Here is a 19,485-nt window from a genome sequence, read left to right as displayed (position 1 = left end):
ACAGGCCGCGGGTTGGGTCGGGGCGCCGGCGAGAGGCGGCCCGATCAGCCGCCCGACACCAGCAGGGCCTTGATTTTATTGGCCAGCTGGGCCACTGCCAGCGAAGCCGGTGCGCCGGGCATGGACTGCAGCAGCAACTGGCGGCGCATCACCGCCTCGCGCACGGCCGGGTCGGACGGAATATCGCCCAGGTGCGTGAGCCGCAATGGCTCGCCGGAGGCCGTGTTGACAAAGCGGTTGAGCACCTGCTGCAGCTGGCCCGTGATGGCGCGGCCATCTCCGGGGCGTGCCGCCTGGTTGATGGCCAGGCGGATCTGCTGGCGCTTTTGCTGGATGGCCAGCACCTTGATGGCCGCATAGGCATCGGTCAGCGAGGTGGGCTCGGGCGTGGCGATGACCAGCACCTCGGTTGCCATGGACACGGAGAACAGCACCACGTCCGAGATGCCTGCGCCGGTGTCCAGCAGCACGATGTCGTAGCGCGGGGCCAGTGTCTCGATGGTGTGCGTGAACTGCTGGCGGATCTCGGGCGTGAGCCGCGAGTACTCGATCATCCCGGAGCCGGCCAGCAGCACCGAGTAGCCGCCGGGCGCGGGCAGGATGGCTTCCTCCAGCGAGGAACGGCCGGTGAATACATCGTGCAGCGTGACCTTGGGGTAGAGGTTGAGCACCACATCCAGGTTGGCCAGACCCAGGTCGGCGTCAAGCACCAGGACCTTGAGGCCATGGCGTGTCAGCGCTGCGGCCAGATTGGCCGAAACGAAGGTCTTGCCCACGCCGCCCTTGCCGCTGGTCACGGCGATGATGTGTCCGCGCGGCTTGGCGCGCACGGCATCGCTCATCGGAACGGCAGCGGGCAGGGAGGGGTGGGGAATGGCGTTGTCGCTTACCACCTGGCTATCAGCGGAGTCCATCTTCGGGGTCCACATCGGTTGCAATATCTGGATTCAGCCCATTGTCAAACGGGGACGGGGCATACAAAGGTCCGAAAAGCAGGCTTTTTTCCTCCGCGCTTACCGTACTGTCAGGTTGTTCTTCAATGTGCACGCGGTTGCGGCCGGCGGATTTGGCCAGGTACAACTGTTTGTCGGCACGCTCGGTCCACAAGGTTGTGGTGCTGCGTATCCACTGCAGCGCATAGGCGCCGCCGATGCTGATGGTGATCTGCAGCGTCAGCGTGGGTGAGATGACGACCGGCATGCGCTCGATGGCGCTGCGTATGCGTTCGGCCACGGAGAGACCGAAGGTCGCAGGGCAGGCGGGCAGCACGATGGCGAATTCCTCTCCTCCGTAGCGGGCCAGCGTGTCCATGGGGCGCACGCAATTGGTCAGGGTACGGGCCACCGACTGCAGAACCCGGTCGCCCACGATATGGCCGTGCTGGTCGTTGATCTGCTTGAAATGGTCGATGTCCAGCATCAGCATCAGGGCCGCTTCGCCAGACCGCGCCACGCGGTCGATCTCGCGCTCGGCAATGGTGCGGAAATGGCGGCGGTTGGCCAGCCCCGTGAGCGGGTCGCGCAGCGACAGCGAGCACAGTTCATCGATCAGCGCCTGCAGATATCGCGTCGGCGAATCCGTGGGCAGATGGACCGCCCCACCAGCGTGGGTAACCAGCGCGTGGGCTGTGGCCAGGCGCAGGTCGCGCAGGTATACGGATTGGTGGGATGCGGGGGCAGTCACGGAGGGCTGAATGAAAAGCCAGTGAAGTGTATCAGTGTGTAGGCTCGATTGTCGCCGCGCCGGCATCGACTTTTGCACCATCGGTGGTAACAGATGTTGATCCTGGTGCAGGCACGAACGGCGGCAGGGCAAGGGAGGCGAGGAATTCCGCATCGGTGCGGTACAGCCGCAGGTGCGGTCCGCGGTGCAGGGCGCCCGCCCGCAGCAGCACCTGTTCGGCCGGCAGCTTCAGGCCCACCACATGCAGCACGCCGCTGCGCTTGGCCGCCAGCAGTTGCAGGCGCACGAAGGTCTCCACGCCCGTCACGTCGATGCGGTTGATGGGCTGGGCCAGCAGGCACAGATGGTGTGTCTCCGGGCGCAGCGCCCATTCGTCACCGATACGACGCTCCAGGGCCGAGGCCGAGCCGAAGTCCAGCTCGGCATCCATGCGCAGGGCCAGCAGGCCCGGCGCCAGCGGGGGCAGCTGCCAGAGGTTGCGGTCGCGCAGGCTGCCGTCGGGATGCTGGCCCACCTCGATGATGCGCGGATGCAGGCGCTGGTAGAGGAAGTAGCCCAGGCTCAGCACAATGCCCGCGAACACGCCCCAGTACATGCGCGGCGCCGTGACGATGGTCAGCAGCAGCGTGGCCAGCGCAATGCTGCCCTCCACGCGCGACACCTTGAACAGCTGCAGCAGCACGCGCGGCTTGACCAGGTTGACCACGGCCGTGATCACGATGGCCGCCAGCGCCGCCTTGGGCACGTGGTACAGCGCCGGGATGAACCACAGCACCACGATGACCACCAGCAGGATGGAGAACACGTTGGACCAGCCCGTCTTGGCGCCGGCCAGCAGGTTCACGGCCGAGCGCGAGAACGAGGCGCTGGTGGCAAAGCTGCCGAACAGGCCCGCACTGATCTTGGACAGCCCCTGGGCGACCAGGTCCTGGTTCTCGTTCCAGCGCGTGCCGGCCTGCTGGTGCTCCACCTGGGCGCTGGAGGCCGTCTCCAGAAAGCTCACCAGCGAGATCACCAGCACCGGCATCACCAGGGCGCCGAACTCGTCCCAGCTCAGCAATCCCGGCAGCTGGAAGCTGGGCAGGCCTGCCGGCAGATGGCCGACCACGGCGCCACCGTCATCGGCAAAGTCCGTGGCCCAGCTGATCACGCCGGTCAGCGCAATGATGAAGATGGCCGAGGGAAAAGCCGCGCGCCAGCGCTTGGCCAGCACCAGCAGCGCAATGCTGGCAAGGCCGTAGAGGATGGACTGCCAGTCGAAAAGCTGCAGCGAAGGCGTGTTCCAGACCGCGCTCCAGGTCGAACGCAGTCCCAGCAGGGTGGGCAACTGCGAGGCCAGGATCAGCAGCGCTGCCGCCTGTGTGAAACCCGTGAGCACGGGCGAGGTCACCAGGTTGAGCAGCCAGCCGGCGCGCATCAGGCCCAGCGACCACTGCACCAGGCCCGACAAAATCGCCATCCAGGCGGCCAGGGCCACCCAGTGCGCGGAGCCGGGTTCGGCCAGGCCTGTGAGGGAGGCGCCGATCAGCAGTGCACTCAAGGCCGTGGGCCCCACACCCAGGCGCGGCGAGCCGCTGAACATCACGGCCACCAGGGCAGGGACGATGGAGGCGTAAATGCCGGTGATCAGCGGCATGCCGGCAAGCGCCGCATAGGCCACGCCCTGGGGCAGAAGCATCAGACCAACGGTGAGACCTGCCCAGAACTCCCCGCGCAGCACGGCTGCCGAGGGTTTGGGCCATGCCAGGAAGGGAAACCAGCGCGCCAGGGAATGCATGGCCGCTATTGTCATGCTAACTGGATGGTGCCGGGATGTTCGGGCTTGTCCTACAGGCGCTTGCGTCGGCGTCGTATGGGTTTGTCCCAGGGCCCTAAATAAAGTCGAGGCCTGTGTTGACCGCCTCACAACTATTCAAGGAGTAACCGCATGACTTTCATCACCCAACGCTGCTGCCACATCCTCGCCGTGTCCGCCCTGGCCTTCGGCCTCGCCGCATGCGGCAAGACCGAAGACACTGCCGGCCAGAAGCTCGACTCCGCCGTTCAGCAGTCCCAGCAGGCCGCGCAAAGCGCAGGCCAGAAGATCGACAACGCGATGAGCAGCGCCGGCACCAAGATCGAGGAAGGCGCGATGAAGGCCGAATCGGCCACCACCAACGCCATGAGCCAGGCAGGCGCCGCGCTCGACGATGCAGGCATCACCGCGCAGATCAAGGCCGACCTGATCAAGGAACCCGATATCTCCGCCCTCAAGATCGACGTGGACACCAAGGCCGGCGCCGTCACGCTGACCGGCTCGGTGCCCAGCGATGCGCTCAAGATGCGCGCCGGCGAAATTGCCAAGTCCGTCAAGGGCGTGAACAACGTCAGCAACATGCTGGAGATCAAGGCCAGCTGATCGCAGCCACCGGCTTTGCTCCCCCAATGAAAACCAGGCGCTTTGTCCGTCTGGTTTTTTATGCCTGAACGCCGTTGTCCAGCGCATAAGATGCGCTGCATGAGCACACCCGACCTGCAGATCAGCACCCATCTCATCCACCATCCCTACCAGCCGCCCGAAGGCTTTGTCGCGCCGCAGCCGCCGGTGCACAAGGCCTCGACGGTGATCTTCGAGAACGTGGCGGCCATGCGCCGCCGCCAGTGGCTGGACAAGAGCAGCTACACCTACGGCCTGCACGGCACGCCCACCACCTTCTTGCTGGAAGAGCGCCTGAGCGCGCTGGAAGGCGGCCTGCAATGCCTGCTGGTGCCCAGCGGCCTGGCGGCCATCGCCACCACCTCCCTGGCCCTGCTGCGCACCGGCGACGAGATGCTGCTGCCCGACAACGCCTACGGTCCCAACAAGACCCTGAGCGAGGGCGAGCTGGCCCATTTCGGCGTGCGCCACCAGTGCTACGACGCCATGGATGTTGCCGGCCTCGAAGCCAAAATCACGCCCAAGACGCGTTTGGTGTGGCTGGAGGCGCCGGGCTCGGTGACCATGGAGTTCCCTGACCTCATCGCCATGGTGCGCCTGTGCCGCGCGCGCGGCATCACCACCGTGCTGGACAACACCTGGGGTGCGGGCCTGGCCTTCAATCCCTTCGACCTGCTGGGCGACGGCTCGCACAGCCTGGGCGTGGACGCCACCGTCCATGCGCTGACCAAGTACCCCAGCGGCGGCGGCGATGTGCTCATGGGCAGCATCATCACGCGCGACCAGGCGCTGCACATGCGCATCAAGCTGGCCCATATGCGCCTGGGCCTGGGCGTGGGCGGCAACGACACCGAGGCCGTGCTGCGCTCGCTGCCCAGCATTGCGCTGCGCTACCACGCACAGGACCGCGCCGCGCGCGAGCTGGCGCGCTGGCTGCAGCAGCAGCCGGCCGTGGTTCAGGTGCTGCATCCCGCGCTCGAGGGCGCTCCGGGCCACGAGAACTGGAAGGCCCTGTGCGGAGCCGCCGGCGGCGGCGAGGGCGTGGCGGCCGGCCTGTTCAGCGTGGTCATCGACCCGCGCCATGGCCAGCAGGCCGTGGACCGCTTCTGCGACAGCCTGCGCCTGTTCAAGATCGGCTACAGCTGGGGCGGCCCCATCAGCCTGGTAGTGCCCTATGAGCTGCCGTCCATGCGCAGCTGCCCCACGCCCCAGCTGCGCAGCGGCACCGTGGTGCGCTTTGCCATCGGCCTGGAGGCCGTGCAGGACCTGCGTGCCGACCTGGAGCAGGCCCTGGCCGCCGCGTTCGCATAGTTGAGCGCCAGGCGCCGGTGACATGCGCCTGTCACCGGCAACACCGATGCTCGTTGGCTTCATACCATCCCACGGGGGCCTCCAGGCCCTGGTCCAGCATGAAGCACAAAGAGAGCATCACCAATATCCTGCAGCACGCGAAGACCGCGTCCAATGGGCCCGGCATCGTGGCCAGCCGCCGCCATTTCGTGCGCGGCATGGGCGCATCGGCCCTGGCGCTGCCACTGGCCGGCTGCGGCGGCTCCGATGGCGACAGCAGCATTCCCGTCGAGTTCCGCCACGGCGTGGCCAGCGGCGACCCGTTGAGCGACCGTGTCATCCTCTGGACCCGCGTGACGCCGCCCCAGGGCCATTCCAGCGACATCGAGGTGGAGTGGGAGCTGGCCTCGGACGCCGACTTCAAGACCATCGTGGTGTCGGGCAAGGCCATGGCGCGCGCCACCCAGGACTTCACCTTCAAGGCCGACGCCACGGGCCTCAAGCCCGCCACGCGCTACCACTACCGATTTCGCTGCCAGGGCATGACCAGCGCCACGGGCCGCACGCGCACCCTGCCCGTGGGCGCCGTGCAGCAGGTCAAGCTGGCCGTGTTCTCCTGCGCCAACTACCCGGCGGGCTACTTCAACGTCTACGCGCATGCCGCGCGCCAGGGCGACCTGGATGCCACCGTGCACCTGGGCGACTACATCTATGAATACGCACGCGGAGGCTATGCCAATGGCAAGGCCGAAGCCATGCAGCGCCAGAGCCTGCCGGCCAACGAAATCGTCAGCCTGGCCGACTACCGCCAGCGCCATGCCCAGTACAAGAGCGATGCCGACCTGCAGGCCCTGCATGCGGCAGCGCCCATGATTGCGGTCTGGGACGATCACGAAGTCTCCAACGACACCTGGATGCACGGCGCCGAAAACCACCAACCGGCCACCGAGGGCGATTTCGAACTGCGCAAGGTGGCCGCGCTCAAGGCCTATCACGAGTGGATGCCCACGCGCAACGCGCAGCCCGAGATCATCTACCGCAGCTTCGCCTTCGGCGACCTGCTGGCGCTGCACATGCTGGACACGCGCGTCATCGGCCGCGACAAACAACTGGACTACGCCGACTACTTCACCGCCCAGGGCCTGGACGCGGCACGCTTCACCTCCGACATGGCCAATCCTGCGCGCCAGCTCATGGGCGCCACCCAGACCCAGTGGCTGGGCCAGCAGCTGGCAGCCTCGCAGGCCACCTGGCAGGTGCTGGGCCAGCAGGTCCTGATGGGGCGCATGGAGCTGCCGGCGCCCTTGCTGATGGACATCCTCAGCCCCGGCAGCGGTGTCTCGCTGCCGGCCTACGCGGCGCTGCTGGCCAAGGCACAGGCCAACCCGGCCAGCCTGACGGCGGCGGAAAAGGCCATCCTGGCCCAGCCCAGCATTCCCTACAACCTCGATGCCTGGGACGGCTATGCCGTGGCACGCGAGACCGTGCTGGCCACGGCGCGCAGCCTGGGCAAGAACCTGGTCGTGCTGGCGGGCGACACCCACAACGCCTGGGCCAGCGAATTGCGTGACCGCAGCGGGCAGGCCGTGGGCGTGGAGTTCGCCACCTCGTCCGTCAGCTCGCCGGGTTTCGAGGAATACCTGTCGGGCCAGGATCCGGCCCAGCTGCGTGGCGCGCTGCTGCAGTTCATCTCCACGCTCAAGTACTGCGATACCTCGCGCCGTGGCTACATGATCGTCACGGCCACGCCGCAGGCCTGCCAGGCCGAGTGGATCTACGTGGACACCGTGTTCAGCCGCCAATACCAGGCTGTGCGCGATGCGGCCTGGAAGGTGCTGCCCGGTCAGCCGGGCAAGCTGGTCCAGGCCTGAGTGCAGACTTGGGCACGGACCTGGGCGTCTGGGCGGGCCTCGGTAGTTTCCGCCATGGCAGCAGTGCCATGGCTGCGATAACTTTGGACTCGCTGATCCAGGAGGTCCAGGCATGCAGGCATCCCCCGCTCCCGAGAAAGCTTCCGACAACCCGGCCGGCATGCTGCAGGTGCAACTGCTGCGCATGGCCGATCCCTGGCGCTGGCTGGCCCTGGGCTGGCGCGATCTGCGGCGTGCGCCCGGCGTGGCGCTGTTCTACGGCCTGTGCTTCTGGGCCATGGCCCTGCTGATCGGCTGGGTGTTCCGCGCCAGCCCGGAATACAGCATGGCCATGGCCAGCGGCTGCCTGCTCATCGGCCCCTTCCTGGCCATGGGCCTGTACGACACCAGCCGCAGGCTGGAGCGGGGCTTGCCGCCCCAACTGAGCAGCTCGCTGACCTGCTGGGACACGCAGATGGGCAGCATGGGCATGCTGGTCATGGTGCTGCTGGTTCTGGAGATGCTCTGGGCGCGCGCTTCCATGGTGGTCTTTGCCGTGTTCTTCGATACCGGCATGCCCACCACGGCCGGCATGCTGCAGGCCGTGGCGCGGCCCGAGAACTGGGAATTCCTGGCCATCTACCTGCTGGTAGGCGGCGCATTCGCGGCCCTGGTATTCGCCAGCATGGTGGTGGCGCTGCCGGCCATGCTGGACAGGGGCAGCGATGCGCTCACGGCCTGCATCACCAGCATGCGCGTGGTCGGCCTGAACCTGGCCGTCATGCTGCAGTGGGCCGCGATCATCACCGTGCTGGTGGCGGTTGCCCTGTGGTGGCATGGCGCGGGCCTGCTGCTGGTGGGGCCTTTGCTGGGTTGTGCCAGTTGGCATGCATACCGTTGCAGCGTGGGCGATTACGCCGTGCCTGCGTCCACCATATCCTGAGGTTTTCCTGGCAGGCCCCGTCTTGCGGCTACAGTGGGGCTTGCAACAACAGAGGAGTCCACCTGTGGCGACACCCAATTACGCCTATGAAAAACGCCAGCGCGAACTGGCCAAGAAGCAGAAGAAGCTAGAGAAGGAGAAAGCCAAGGCCGAAAAAAGACCCGACGAGCATGAGGGCGGCGGCTCAGAAGGTAATGCGCAGGCATCTCCTGCAGCAGCCCGTCCCGGCGAGGAAGGCCGCGGCAGCTGACACCCGGCCTGCCCTGAGCTCAGGGCAGCAGCTTGCTGAGCTGGGGCCAGACGTTGTCCAGCATGCGCGGCTGGGCCTTGGCCGTGGGGTGGATGCGGTCGGCCTGGAACCACTGGGCCGAATCGGCCGCATCACCGATGCCGGCCAGCAGGAAGGGCACCAGCGGCACCTTCTGCTCCTGCGCCACCTTGGCAAACAACTGCTCGAACTGGCGCGTATAGCCGCTGCCATAGTTGGGCGGCACCTGCATGCCCACCAGCAGCACCTTGGCTCCGGCATCCCGGGCCGCGCGCACCATGGCGTCCAGATTGCCCTGCGTGCTTTGCAGCGGCAGACCCCGCAGCGCATCGTTGCCACCCAATTCGATCACCACCACCGATGGCTTGTGCTGCTTGAGCAAGGCAGGCAGGCGAGAGCGGCCGCCCGAGGTGGTCTCCCCACTCACGCTGGCGTTGACCAGCGGCACATTCTTTGGGCTCTCCTGCAGGCGCTTTTGCAGCAGTGCCACCCAGCCCGTGCCACGGGCCAGTCCGTATTCGGCACTCAGCGAGTCGCCCAGCACCAGCAGCGGGCCCGTCTCGGCTGCCCACGCGGACGTGGCCGTCCAAGTACCCAGCAGGCCGAAGGCCAAGCCGGCCGATATAAAGTGGCGGCGTCGGCGCATTGCGCGCAGCTTGTCTTGCATCGTCTTCCCATCCTCCATGTCACAAAGCACTGCCCAGCCCCTGATCGAAGTCGAGCATGTCTTCAAGTCGGTCAGCGATTCGACCGGAACACTGGATATTCTGCGGGATATCGATCTGCGTTTTTCCGCAAGGGAAACCGTGGCCATCGTCGGTGCCTCGGGCTCGGGCAAAAGCACGCTGCTGTCCATTCTTGCCGGCCTGGATACGCCCACGCGCGGCACGGTGCGGCTGCAGGGCCAGGACATGTTCGCGCTGGATGAGGATGCACGCGCTGCCGTGCGCGCGCAAAAGCTGGGCTTTGTCTTCCAGAGCTTCCAGCTGCTGGGCAATCTGACGGCGCTGGAGAACGTGATGCTGCCGCTGGAGTTGGCCGGCAGCCGCGAGGCCCGCCGCCGCGCCACCGAGATGCTGGAGCGCGTGGGCCTGGGACAGCGCCTGGGCCACTATCCCAAGCTGCTGTCGGGCGGCGAGCAGCAGCGCGTGGCGCTGGCCCGCGCCTTCGTGGTCGAGCCCGCCGTGCTGCTGGCCGACGAGCCCACGGGCAGCCTGGACTTTGCGACCGGCGAAACCATCATGGAACTGATGTTCGCACTCAACCGCGAGCGCGGCACGACGCTGGTCATGGTCACGCACGACCGAGCCATCGCCGCGCGCTGCGAGCGCCGCGTGACCATCGAGGCCGGCCGCGTCGCCAGCATCGAAGAGGGGCAGGCGCTGGCGGCCTGATCGGACGCCAGCAAGGGGTGTCGCTCAGGCCGCCACGGCCTCACGGCGCCCGGCTGCCTCGCAGGCAGCTGCCGTGAAGATCACGTCGGTCGAGGAATTCAGCGCGGTTTCGGCCGAGTCCTGGATCACGCCGATCACAAAGCCCACGCCAACCACCTGCATGGCCAGATCGTTGGAGATGCCGAACAGGCTGCAGGCCAGCGGAATCAGCAGCAACGAGCCGCCGGCCACGCCCGAGGCTCCGCAGGCGCAGACCGCGGACACCACGCACAGCAAGATGGCGGTCAGCAGATCGACCTCGATGCCCAGCGTATGGGCCGCAGCCAGCGAGAGCACGCTGATGGTGACGGCGGCGCCGGCCATGTTGATGGTCGCGCCCAGCGGGATGGAGACGCTGTAGGTGTCCTCATCCAGGCCCAGGCGCTGGGCCAGCGCCAGGTTCACGGGGATGTTGGCGGCCGAGCTGCGCGTGAAGAAGGCTGTCACCGCGCTCTCGCGCAGACAGGTCAGCACCAGCGGATAGGGGTTGCGGCGCGTCTGTGTCCAGACGATGAGCGGGTTCACCACCAGGGCCACGAAGAGCATGCAGCCCAGCAGCACGGCCAGCAGGTGCGCGTAGTCCAGCAGCTTTTCCAGGCCCGACTGGGCAAAGGTGCCGGCCACCAGGCCGAAGATGCCCAGCGGCGCCAGCCGGATCACGCCCTGGATCACGCGGGTGATGGCCTGGCCCAGGTCCTGCATCACGGTGCGCGTGGACTCCGAGGCATGGCGCAGGGCCATGCCCATGGCCAGTGCCCAGGCGAGGATGCCGATGTAGTTGGCATTCATCAGCGCACGCACGGGGTTGTCGAAGGCGCTTTGCACCAGGGCCATCAGCACTTCGCCAATGCGCCCGGGCGCGCCCTGGGCCGGGGCGGCATCCTTGAACTGGATGGTGGAAGGGAAGGCCATGCTGGCCGCCACGGCGACCACGGCCGCCGCAAAGGTGCCCAGCACATACAGCCACAGGATGGGGCGGATCTGCGTGGCCTGGCCAGGCCGGTGGTTGCTGGTGGCCGAGACCACCAGCAGCAGCACCAGCACGGGCGCCACGGCCTTGAGGGCGGAGATGAACAGCGTGCCCAGCAGGGACACGGACTGGGCGGCCTCGGGCCAGAGCCAGGCCAGCAGGCCGCCAGCGACCAGGCTGATGGCGATCTGGCCGACCAGGCTGGTGCGGGCAAGCCGGGCGAAGAGGGCTTTGAGCATGATGGTTGGCAAAGAAAAGGAAAAAACTCAAGCGTGGAAAAATGCAAAGCGGCATGCCCGTGGCTACGGTGCATGCCGCAATGTGCAGGGGCTGCTGGAAGGCGGCCAAGCCGCGCAGTGTAGCGGCTACGTAAAAACCACAGGAGCCGTTGCGCGCAGACGGGCTTCGCAAGGCGGGGCCCGGGGCACCGCTCAATTGGCGGGATAATTGCGCCCCATGTCGTCCCCCAAAGTTCTCTTCGGCTTCCACGCCGTCGGCGTGCGCATGAAGACCGCGCCCCAATCCATCATCGAGGTCTACTACGAGGCCACGCGCCGCGATGCGCGCATGCGCCAGTTCCTCGACCGCGCCAAGTCGGCCGGCGTCCGGCTGATCGAGGCCGACGGCGAACGCCTTGCCAAGCTGGCTGGCAGCCATGGCCACCAGGGCGTGGCCGCTCGCGTGGAGGCCGTGGCCCAGGTGCATTCGCTGGACGAATTGCTGGAGCAGCTGGAGGCAGACGGCATCAGCAAGCCGCTGCTGCTGGTGCTGGACGGCGTGACCGATCCGCACAACCTGGGGGCCTGCCTGCGCGTGGCCGATGGCGCCGGCGCCCATGCGGTGATTGCGCCCAAGGACCATGCGGTAGGCGTGAACGCCACCGTGGCCAAGGTGGCCAGCGGCGCGGCCGAGACCGTGCCCTATTTCATGGTCACCAACCTGGCGCGCACGCTCAATGAGCTCAAGGAGCGCGATATCTGGATCATCGGCACCAGCGACGATGCGCCCAAGACCCTGTACGAGGTGGACCTCACGGGCCCCACGGCCCTGGTGCTGGGCGCCGAAGGCGACGGCATGCGCCAGCTCACGCGCAAGACCTGCGACGAGCTGATCGGCATCCCCATGATGGGCGCCGTCTCCAGCCTCAATGTGTCCGTGGCCAGCGGCGTGTGCCTGTACGAAGCGCTGCGCCAGCGCGGTCAGGGCACCACGCCTGCCGTGTCTGCCGCCCCGGCTGACCAGATCTAGGCCGGCGCGCCGCTGGCGCCCGCACTTGCACCTTCACCCGTGCCCAGTTCCACCACGCTCTCGAAGCCGCCCCAGAACATGCGCTTGGCGTCGAAGGGCATGGTGGCCGGGTCCATGGAGGCAATGCGCGGGTCCTTCATGACGGCGGCATTGATGCGATCGCGCTCTGCGCGCGACGCATAGATGATCCATGAGAAGAACACGACCTCGCCTTCCTTGAGCTGCACGGCCTGGGGAAACGAGGTCAGCTTGCCCATGGGCACGTCATCGCCCGCGCATTCCCAGTACTGCAGCGCGCCGTACTCCATCCATACCTTGCCTGCGGCCTGCGCCACCTCGCGGTAGGCCTGCAGGTTGGCCCGGGGAACGGGCAGCACGAATCCGTCGATGTAGTGCATGGCTCTCTCCTGGTGAAATCCGGCTTCAGAGCCGGGCTGCGAGCTCGGCCAGCTGGTCCGTGCACTGGTCCCAGCCGGTGTGAAAACCCATGGCTTCGTGCTGGGCGCGGTCGGCAGCACTCCAATGGCGCACCCGGGCGGTATAGCGGGTCTGGCTGCCTTCGGGATCGAAGCTGACGATGCCCGTCATGAAGGGCTTGTCGGCAGGCACCCAGCCTTGGGTGAAGGCGTCGGTGAAGACCAGGCGGCGGTTGGGAATGACTTCCAGATAGACGCCGCGCCCGGGCATCTCCTGCCCCTCGGGGCTGCGCATGACGATGAGGCTGTGGCCGCCGGGCCGCACATCGTTGTCCACGCGGGACACGCTCCAGGGGCTGGGCGCAAACCATTGCTGGATCAGCGCGGGTTCGGTCCAGCAGCGGTAGAGCCTGTCGGCGGGGATGTCCAGCAGGCGCGTGAGCACCAGGTCATTGGCATGGTCGGGAATGTCTTGTGCTGTCATGGCGCTCCTCATTGCATGGAGTGCAGGCCGATGCAGTTGCCTTCGGTGTCCACCACGAGCGCGCAGTGGCCGTAGGGGCCGATGGAGAACTTGGGCTTGTGGATCTGCCCGCCCGCCGCCACGACGCGGCCCTGCTCGACCGCGCAGTCCTCGCAGCCGAAATAGACCAGGGTGCCGCCGCCACCGGGCGCCACCCCCTCCATCTTCACCAGCGTGCCGGCCGCGCCAGAGCCCGGCATGTCCATGGGAAACGCCAGCATCTCGTTGCCCGAGGCCTGCCCTTCGGGCGCGGGCAGGGGCTCCAGCTGGCACTGGAATACGGCCTCATAGAAGCGCCTGGCGCGCTCCAGGTCGTTGACGTGGATCTCGAACCAGACGACGGGATTGGGTTTCATGTCTGCTCCTGGCAAGGATGGCGAAAGTGGAACGAAGTAGGGGGTGAGGGAGCGCAGTGCGGGGCGGGCGCGCAGGTATCAGGCCTCGCCCCTGACGTTGACCATCCAGGGCGTATTGAAGCGGTCCGTCACCATGCCAAAGCCCGGCGACCAGAACGTGGCCTGGAAGGGCATGGTCACCTTGCCGCCTTCGGCCAGCGCGTTGAAGATGCGGCCGCCTTCGGTGGCGTCGTCCACGCCGATCGAGATCCACATGCCCTGGGCCTGCTGGTAGCCGCCGCCACCGCAGTTGTCGGTGGCGTCCGAGGCCATCAGCGCCTGGTCCTTGATCTGCAGGTGGGCATGCATGATCAGATTCTTGCCGGCCTCGGGCATCTGCTCGAAGCCGGGAGTCTCGCCGAAGGTGCTCTGGTGGACGATGGTGCCGCCGAACAGCCTGGCGTAGAAGGCAAAGGCCTCGGCGCAGTTGCCGTTGAAGTTCAGATAGGGGATGAATTGCATGGAAGGCTCCTGATGTGGATGGTGGCGAGCGAAGGCGAAGGCGAAGGAGGGGAGGGTGGCGGGGCGGAATTCACGGGCCGTCATGCGCGCGCTCAAGGGCGGCGATGTCGAGCTTTTGCATGCCCAGCAGGGCCTGCATCACGCGCTGGGCGGCGGCTGCGTCAGGTCCTCCCATCCAGCTGGCCATCTGGGCCGGAACGATTTGCCAGGACAGGCCGTAGCGGTCCTTGAGCCAGCCGCATTGCCGGGCCGCAGGGTCGCCGCCGTCCGACAGGCGGCTCCAGTAGTGGTCTATCTCATCCTGGGTATGGCAACTGACCATCAGCGAGACCGCCTCGTTGAAGCGGAACATGGGCCCGCCGTTGAGCGCCAGAAAGGGCTGGCCCTCCAGCTCGAACTGCACCGTCATCACACTGCCGGCCGGCCTGCCGTGGATGTCACGGCCGGCTTCGCCATAGCGGGCAATGGCGGTGATGCGTGAATCGGGAAACACCTCCGTATAGAACTGCGCTGCCTGCTCGCCCTGGTTGTCGAACCAGAGGCAGGGCTGGATGCGGCCGGCGTGCAAAGCCATGCTTGTCTCCTTGGTGACGGTCGATGCCGTTGTTACCGTTGTGTGCCGTTTGGAACCGGCTTTTCATGGATTTCTGCGCGGCGCTTGCACGCCGTCCACAGATGCTAGGGACTAAAATGGACGCTGTCCACATCGAGCCTTGTCAGCCTTGGTGTCAAGCTGTAAATCGATGGCGGGGCGCAGCCGCCTTCTTTCGGAAGGCGGCTGCCCTGTCGGTAAGGAAGGAAAGAAAACAGTGACGCAGCGACGTGTCAGCCGTGAGTCATACCACCACGGCGATTTGCGCCAGGCCCTGGTCGAGGCCGGCCTGGCACTGGCGCGCGAAGGCGGCCCCCAGGCCATCGTGCTGCGCGAGGCCACGCGCCGGGCGGGCGTGGCGCCGAACGCGGCCTATCGCCACTTTGCCAATCGCCAGGCCTTGTTTGACGCCGTGCGCGCTGCCGCCCTGGGCGCGCTGGCCGCGGCCATCGAGGCCGAAATGGCCCAGGCCCGTGCCCTGCCCGACGCGCTGCTGCGCTCACGCGCCTTGCTGGCCGCCGTGGGCCGGGGCTACCTGGGCTTTGCGCAGACGGAGACCGGCTGGTTCCGCACGGCCTTTGCCTCCGTCGAGTACGACGTGGACCTGCCGCCCGACACCACGCGTGCGGCGGCCATGGGCCTGAACCCGTTCGAGCTGCTGGGCTATGCGCTGGACAGCATGGCCGAGGCCGGCGTGCTGCCGCCCGAGCGCCGGCCCCAGGCCGAGTTCCTGGCCTGGTCGGCCGTGCACGGCATGGCCTTGCTGGTGATTGACGGCCCGCTGCGCCGTGCCACACCCGAGCAGCGGCGTGCGCTGGCGCTGCGCCTGCTGGAGATGGTGGAAAAAGGCATTTGATGCGCCCTGGGGCGGCGCTGCCGCACAATGGCCTGCTTTTTTTCCTTCGCCCTCCGATGCCCGACGAACCTTCCCCCACTTCGCTGCCTTCGGCTGCCGCTGAACTGCCCGGCCAGGGTGAGCTGCACGAGCTGCACGAGTTGCACGAGCGCATCGCGCATGCAGCGCACATCGCCGTGCTCACAGGCGCAGGCGTCAGTGCCGAGTCCGGCGTGCCCACGTTCCGCGATGACAAGAACAGCTACTGGGCGCAGTTCAACCCGCAGGACATGGCCAGTGAAGCGGGCTTTCGCGCCCATCCGCAGCGCGTGTGGCAGTGGTATACGCACCGGCGCGAGGCCGTGGCGGCAGTGCAGCCCAATGCAGGCCACCATGCGCTGGCGCAGTGGGCCTTGCAGCACCCGTGCCGCATGACCCTGGTCACGCAGAACGTGGATGGCCTGCACCAGCGCGCGGGCAGCCCCGGCGTGCTGTGCCTGCATGGCGAGTTGATGCGCGACCGTTGGTTGGAGCGGCCCCGCGCCTGCTGCGACCTGGCCGGGCTGAACCCTGGCGAGCCTCCGCAGTGCCCGGTTTGCGGCAATCTGGTGCGCCCGGGCGTGGTCTGGTTCGGCGAGTCCCTGCCCATGGGCGTATGGCAGGCCGCCGAGGCTGCCGTGCAGCGCTGCGAGGTGCTGCTGGTGGTCGGCACCTCGGGCGCCGTGTATCCGGCCGCGGGATTGGCCCGAATCGCGCGCCGGGCAGGCGCGCACGTGGCCGTCATCAACCCGGCGCCTTCCGAGCTGGATGACGCAGCGCACCAGTGCCTGCGCGGCCCATCGGCCCAGATCCTGCCCGCGCTGCTGGCGGGTTGAGAGGCCCCGGGCCAGGGCGGGCAGGCTGCCCTGGCCTGCGCAGGTCAGTCCCTTGCGCCTTCTTCCTGACTGGCCTGGTTGAGTTCGGCCACGTCCTGAGCCGACAGCTGCAGGCGCGTGGCCTGCACCAGTTGCTGCAACTGGGCCAGCGAGGTCGCGCTTGCGATGGGCGAGGTCACAAACGGGCGCTGCATCTGCCAGGCCAGGGCCACGCACGCGGGCTGGCTGTTCAGGCGCGCAGCCACGGCGTCCAGGGCCTGCACAATGCGCAGGCCGCGCGGATTCAGGTAGGTGGCCACGGTCTTGCCGCCGCGCGCACTCTTGGCTGCGTCTTCGCTGCTGCGGTACTTGCCCGTCAGAAAACCTGCTGCCAGCGCATAGAAGTTGATGATGCCCACCTGCTCGGCCGCGCACAGCGGCGCCAGATCGCGCTCCAGCACGGCGCGGTCGTACAGGTTGTACAGCGGCTGCAGGCTCTCGTAGCGCGGCAGGCCCAGCTCGGCGCTGGTGCGCAGGGCCTCGGCCAGGCGCGGCGCGCTGTGGTTGGAGGCGCCAATGGCCCGCACCTTGCCTGCAGCAATCAGGTCTGCAAAGGCGCCCAGGGTATCGGCCAGCGGCACGCTGGCGTCGTCGTCATGCGACTGGTACAGGTCGATGTAGTCCGTCTGCAGGCGCTGCAGCGAGGCATCCACGGCCTGGCGGATGTACTCGGGGCGCAGGCCCACCCGGCCTTCGCCCATGTCCTTGCCGACCTTGGTGGCCAGCACGATGTCGGCGCGCCGTCCGCTGCGCCTGAGCCATTTGCCGATCACGGACTCGGACTCACCGCCCGCATGGCCCGGCGCCCAGCGCGAGTACACGTCGGCCGTGTCGATGAAGTTCATTCCGGCATCCAGCCAGGCGTCGAGCAGCGAGAACGACGTGGCCTCGTCCACGGTCCAGCCGAAGACATTGCCGCCAAAGCACAGCGGCGAGACCTGCAGGCCGCTGCGGCCCAGGGAACGGAGGGAAGGGGCTTGCGCCATGTACGGCTCCTTTTGACGAAAAAACCAGGGTAGTCCTCAGGCCCTCTCAGATCCAGCCCAGCGCACCCAGCAGCGCGCCCGCGCCCAGCAGCCACAGCAGGTGGATGCGCGTGCGCCACACCAGCAGGGCGCAGGCCAGGGTCAGCAGCCACAGGCGCCAGTCCTGGGCCGGGCGGCCGCTGGCGCTGCCCAGCAGCCAGCCCGTGGCCAGCAGCAGCCCGATGACCAGCGGCCCCATGCCCTGCTTGAAGGCACGCACGCCGCGCCGGTTCCTGTTGCGCTGGCCCCAGCGCGACGCCTGCCAGGCCAGCAGGGAGCTGGGCAGCAGGATGCCGACCATGCAGATGGTCACGCCCAGCGCGCCAAAGGTCCATGCCAGCGGCCCGGTGCCCCCGCCCGCGTTCAGGCCCAGGTTCCAGCCCAGCAGGGCGATGAAGAGCACATTGGGCCCGGGCGCCGCCTGGGCGATGGCGATGGAGCTGCTGAACTGCGCCTCGCTGAGCCAGCCGTGGCCATCGACCAGAAAGCGGTGCATGTCGGGCGCCGTGGCAATGGCGCCGCCCACGGCCATCAGCGACAGCGTCAGGAAATACAGCAGCAACTGAAGCCAGTCGGCGGGCTGCAGGTTCAGGGCGATCTGGTGGGCGGCGTTCATGGGGCGAGCTTTCTCCAGGTCAGCACGCAGCCGGCGCCGCCGACCACCAGCAGCACCCAGGCCAGCGGCGCGCGCAGCACGGCCATGGCAATGAACGAGGCCAGCGCCAGGGCCGCGCTGCACCAGCGCCCCAGCGGGTGGCGGCTCAGCGTGCTGGTCAGCTTCAGCCCCATGCCCGCCACCAGGCCGGCCGCGACGGCGCCCATGCCGCGCAGCGCCCCGGCCATGGCGGGGTGGCCGGCCAGCTGCGAATAGATCACGGTCAGCGTCAGCACCAGCAGCATGGGAAAGCACAGCATCCCGCACACGGCCACCACGGCGCCACGCCAGCCGAAGTAGCGCTCGCCAATGGTGATGGACAGGTTGACCACATTGGGCCCGGGCATGATCTGGGCCACGGCCCAGTCCTCCACGAACTCGTCGTTGGTCAGCCAGCGCTTTTTCTCGACCAGCTCGCGCTGCACCACGGCCAGCACGCCGCCAAAGCCCTGCAGGGCCAGCCAGGTGAAGGACCAGAACAGGTCGCGCAGGTTGGCGGGGGCGGGGCGCTGTGCAGGCGCATCGGCGGTATCGTGTGGCGGGGAAGCCTGGGGCGGCGATGCGGGCATGTTCTGGCTTGTATCTGGGCCGCCCGGGCAGGGCCCGGGGACGGCATCGCTGTTGTCATGGGGTGGAACCGTGCGGGCCGATCCTGTCTCCGTGCCTGCCTCGGGGTGGCACGCACGGAATATTAATCCTGCGCAGCGGCCTCGTCGGCAGCGGCCCCATCGGCAACGGCGATGGGGGCATGACCACTGCAGATGGGCACCTGCCCGTTGTTGTCGCGGCCGCCTCATGCCTTGTTACAGACTTTGCCATCCAGGCTGTCTTGTGCACCATCGAGCAATATGAGCGGTCCACCATGGGCAGCATCACTCTGGGAGAACGCCATGCTTGCATATATCCCTTCCCGCCTGGCCATTGCCGCCATCACCTGCGCAATGGCTGTTCCGGCTTTTGCGCATGGGGGAGGCGGGCACGCCATGGGTCACGGGCCCGGCATGGCGGGCGGGCATTCCATGCCGGCACAGTTCGACCACAGATATGGCCACGACCACTACTATCCGGCCCGCGGCACCTGGGTGTCCGGCCTGCCGGCCGGCAGCCTGAGCGTCGCCTATGGCCGCGCCAACTGGTATTTCCACAGTGGCATCTGGTACCGGCCCTATGGCTCGGCCTTCATCGTGAGCCTGCCGCCGCTGGGCATCGTCGTGCCGCTGCTGCCGCCGGCCTACACCACGGTCTGGCTGGATGGCAGCACCTACTACTATGCCAACGGCATCTACTACAGCGCAGCGCCTGGCGGCTATACCGTGGTCGCGCCCCCGCCCGATGCAGGATCGGCCCAGGTCATGCCGGACCAGTCCGTGCCGATGCCCGTGCCCGAATCCCTGGTCGATCCGGTCATCTACCCGCGGGCTGGCCAGGGGCAGGCCCAGACCGATGCCGACAGGCAGGCCTGCCAGCAATGGGCCATGGCCCAGCCAGGAGCCGAGGTTGATGCCGGCGTGCAGCAGCGCGGACTGGCTGCCTGCATGGATGCCCGCGGCTACACGGTGCGCTGACA

Annotated in this window: 23 protein-coding genes; 10 read left to right on the top strand and 13 right to left on the bottom strand. The window is 67.6% G+C overall.

Going from position 1 to position 19,485, the window contains the following annotated elements; translation table 11 throughout:
* Positions 1-44: 44 nt before the first annotated feature.
* Genes DACI_RS20280 through DACI_RS20270 form a run of 3 tightly spaced genes read right to left on the bottom strand, consistent with a single transcriptional unit; the run spans position 45 to position 3,460 of the window.
* Positions 45-914: a MinD/ParA family protein gene (locus tag DACI_RS20280; protein ID WP_013802173.1), complete on the bottom strand. Its 870-nt coding sequence runs from the start codon at positions 912-914 to the stop codon at positions 45-47.
* Complete coding sequence (locus tag DACI_RS20275; protein WP_080518214.1) at positions 901-1,764, bottom strand: GGDEF domain-containing protein; 864 nt, start codon at positions 1,762-1,764, stop codon at positions 901-903. The genes DACI_RS20280 and DACI_RS20275 overlap by 14 nt, the downstream gene beginning before the upstream one ends.
* The gene (locus DACI_RS20270; protein ID WP_043782097.1) at positions 1,715-3,460 is read right to left on the bottom strand and encodes a SulP family inorganic anion transporter; all 1,746 of its coding nucleotides are present in this window, start codon (positions 3,458-3,460) and stop codon (positions 1,715-1,717) included. The genes DACI_RS20275 and DACI_RS20270 overlap by 50 nt, the downstream gene beginning before the upstream one ends.
* A gap of 150 nt (positions 3,461-3,610) precedes the next feature.
* Between DACI_RS20270 and DACI_RS20265 the strand changes: the two genes are divergently transcribed.
* The 5 genes from DACI_RS20265 (at position 3,611) to DACI_RS20245 (ending at position 8,432) form a co-directional block, all read left to right on the top strand.
* Positions 3,611-4,081 carry a BON domain-containing protein gene (locus tag DACI_RS20265; protein ID WP_012205864.1) on the top strand — a complete coding sequence of 157 codons (471 nt, stop codon included), beginning with the start codon at positions 3,611-3,613 and terminating at the stop codon, positions 4,079-4,081.
* A gap of 99 nt (positions 4,082-4,180) precedes the next feature.
* The gene (locus tag DACI_RS20260; RefSeq protein WP_043783545.1) at positions 4,181-5,410 is read left to right on the top strand and encodes a PLP-dependent transferase; all 1,230 of its coding nucleotides are present in this window, start codon (positions 4,181-4,183) and stop codon (positions 5,408-5,410) included.
* A 98-nt stretch (positions 5,411-5,508) separates the two neighbouring features.
* Positions 5,509-7,260: an alkaline phosphatase D family protein gene (locus DACI_RS20255; protein ID WP_012205862.1), complete on the top strand. Its 1,752-nt coding sequence runs from the start codon at positions 5,509-5,511 to the stop codon at positions 7,258-7,260.
* 112 nt (positions 7,261-7,372) lie between these two features.
* A complete protein-coding gene (locus tag DACI_RS20250; protein WP_012205861.1) occupies positions 7,373-8,182 on the top strand; it encodes a DUF2189 domain-containing protein in 810 nt (269 codons plus the stop codon).
* Positions 8,183-8,246: 64 nt separating this feature from the next.
* On the top strand, positions 8,247-8,432 hold the full coding sequence (locus DACI_RS20245) for a hypothetical protein (RefSeq protein WP_043782093.1): 186 nt from the start codon (positions 8,247-8,249) through the stop codon (positions 8,430-8,432).
* Between the two features lie 19 nt (positions 8,433-8,451).
* Here DACI_RS20245 and DACI_RS20240 read toward each other — a convergent pair whose 3' ends face one another.
* Positions 8,452-9,117 (bottom strand): arylesterase, encoded by a 666-nt coding sequence (locus DACI_RS20240; RefSeq protein WP_043782090.1) that lies wholly within the window; start codon positions 9,115-9,117, stop codon positions 8,452-8,454.
* A 16-nt stretch (positions 9,118-9,133) separates the two neighbouring features.
* Here DACI_RS20240 and DACI_RS20235 point away from each other — a divergent pair, with 16 nt between their 5' ends.
* Entirely contained in the window at positions 9,134-9,844 is a 711-nt protein-coding gene (locus DACI_RS20235) for an ABC transporter ATP-binding protein (protein WP_012205859.1), read from the top strand.
* Positions 9,845-9,868: 24 nt separating this feature from the next.
* Here DACI_RS20235 and sstT read toward each other — a convergent pair whose 3' ends face one another.
* Positions 9,869-11,092, bottom strand: coding sequence for a serine/threonine transporter SstT (gene sstT, locus DACI_RS20230; protein WP_043782088.1), 1,224 nt, complete (start codon positions 11,090-11,092; stop codon positions 9,869-9,871).
* 217 nt (positions 11,093-11,309) lie between these two features.
* On the opposite strand from sstT, the gene rlmB reads away from it, so the two are divergent.
* Positions 11,310-12,101, top strand: coding sequence for a 23S rRNA (guanosine(2251)-2'-O)-methyltransferase RlmB (gene rlmB, locus DACI_RS20225; RefSeq protein WP_012205857.1), 792 nt, complete (start codon positions 11,310-11,312; stop codon positions 12,099-12,101).
* Here rlmB and DACI_RS20220 read toward each other — a convergent pair.
* The 5 genes from DACI_RS20220 to DACI_RS20200 all read right to left on the bottom strand — a co-directional run bounded on the left by DACI_RS20220 (position 12,098) and on the right by DACI_RS20200 (position 14,471).
* Entirely contained in the window at positions 12,098-12,499 is a 402-nt protein-coding gene (locus tag DACI_RS20220) for a DUF1428 domain-containing protein (RefSeq protein ID WP_012205856.1), read from the bottom strand. The two genes, rlmB and DACI_RS20220, sit on opposite strands and share 4 nt — an antisense overlap.
* 25 nt (positions 12,500-12,524) lie before the next feature.
* Complete coding sequence (locus DACI_RS20215; RefSeq protein WP_012205855.1) at positions 12,525-13,001, bottom strand: SRPBCC family protein; 477 nt, start codon at positions 12,999-13,001, stop codon at positions 12,525-12,527.
* A gap of 8 nt (positions 13,002-13,009) precedes the next feature.
* Positions 13,010-13,396, bottom strand: a complete 387-nt coding sequence (locus DACI_RS20210) for a VOC family protein (RefSeq protein ID WP_012205854.1) — start codon at positions 13,394-13,396, stop codon at positions 13,010-13,012.
* Between the two features lie 78 nt (positions 13,397-13,474).
* Positions 13,475-13,897, bottom strand: coding sequence for a VOC family protein (locus DACI_RS20205; RefSeq protein ID WP_012205853.1), 423 nt, complete (start codon positions 13,895-13,897; stop codon positions 13,475-13,477).
* 70 nt (positions 13,898-13,967) lie between these two features.
* Positions 13,968-14,471 (bottom strand): VOC family protein, encoded by a 504-nt coding sequence (locus DACI_RS20200; protein ID WP_012205852.1) that lies wholly within the window; start codon positions 14,469-14,471, stop codon positions 13,968-13,970.
* Between the two features lie 235 nt (positions 14,472-14,706).
* On the opposite strand from DACI_RS20200, the gene DACI_RS20195 reads away from it, so the two are divergent.
* Positions 14,707-15,345 (top strand): TetR/AcrR family transcriptional regulator, encoded by a 639-nt coding sequence (locus tag DACI_RS20195; protein WP_043782084.1) that lies wholly within the window; start codon positions 14,707-14,709, stop codon positions 15,343-15,345.
* Between the two features lie 56 nt (positions 15,346-15,401).
* Positions 15,402-16,199 carry an SIR2 family NAD-dependent protein deacylase gene (locus tag DACI_RS20190; RefSeq protein ID WP_225970970.1) on the top strand — a complete coding sequence of 266 codons (798 nt, stop codon included), beginning with the start codon at positions 15,402-15,404 and terminating at the stop codon, positions 16,197-16,199.
* A gap of 44 nt (positions 16,200-16,243) precedes the next feature.
* Here DACI_RS20190 and DACI_RS20185 read toward each other — a convergent pair whose 3' ends face one another.
* Genes DACI_RS20185 through DACI_RS20175 form a run of 3 tightly spaced genes read right to left on the bottom strand, consistent with a single transcriptional unit; the run spans position 16,244 to position 18,487 of the window.
* Positions 16,244-17,224 (bottom strand): aldo/keto reductase, encoded by a 981-nt coding sequence (locus DACI_RS20185; protein WP_012205849.1) that lies wholly within the window; start codon positions 17,222-17,224, stop codon positions 16,244-16,246.
* Between the two features lie 46 nt (positions 17,225-17,270).
* On the bottom strand, positions 17,271-17,879 hold the full coding sequence (locus DACI_RS20180; protein WP_012205848.1) for a chromate transporter: 609 nt from the start codon (positions 17,877-17,879) through the stop codon (positions 17,271-17,273).
* A complete protein-coding gene (locus DACI_RS20175) occupies positions 17,876-18,487 on the bottom strand; it encodes a chromate transporter (protein ID WP_012205847.1) in 612 nt (203 codons plus the stop codon). The genes DACI_RS20180 and DACI_RS20175 overlap by 4 nt, the downstream gene beginning before the upstream one ends.
* Before the next feature lie 321 nt (positions 18,488-18,808).
* Here DACI_RS20175 and DACI_RS20170 point away from each other — a divergent pair, with 321 nt between their 5' ends.
* Complete coding sequence (locus DACI_RS20170) at positions 18,809-19,483, top strand: DUF6515 family protein (protein WP_012205846.1); 675 nt, start codon at positions 18,809-18,811, stop codon at positions 19,481-19,483.
* Positions 19,484-19,485 lie beyond the last annotated feature (2 nt).

The sequence above is a fragment of the Delftia acidovorans SPH-1 genome, from assembly GCF_000018665.1.
GTDB classification, from domain to species: Bacteria; Pseudomonadota; Gammaproteobacteria; order Burkholderiales; family Burkholderiaceae_C; genus Comamonas; species Comamonas acidovorans.
The sequence above is the reverse complement of the archived record's forward strand: the minus strand, read 5'-3'. Positions and strand labels throughout refer to the sequence as shown.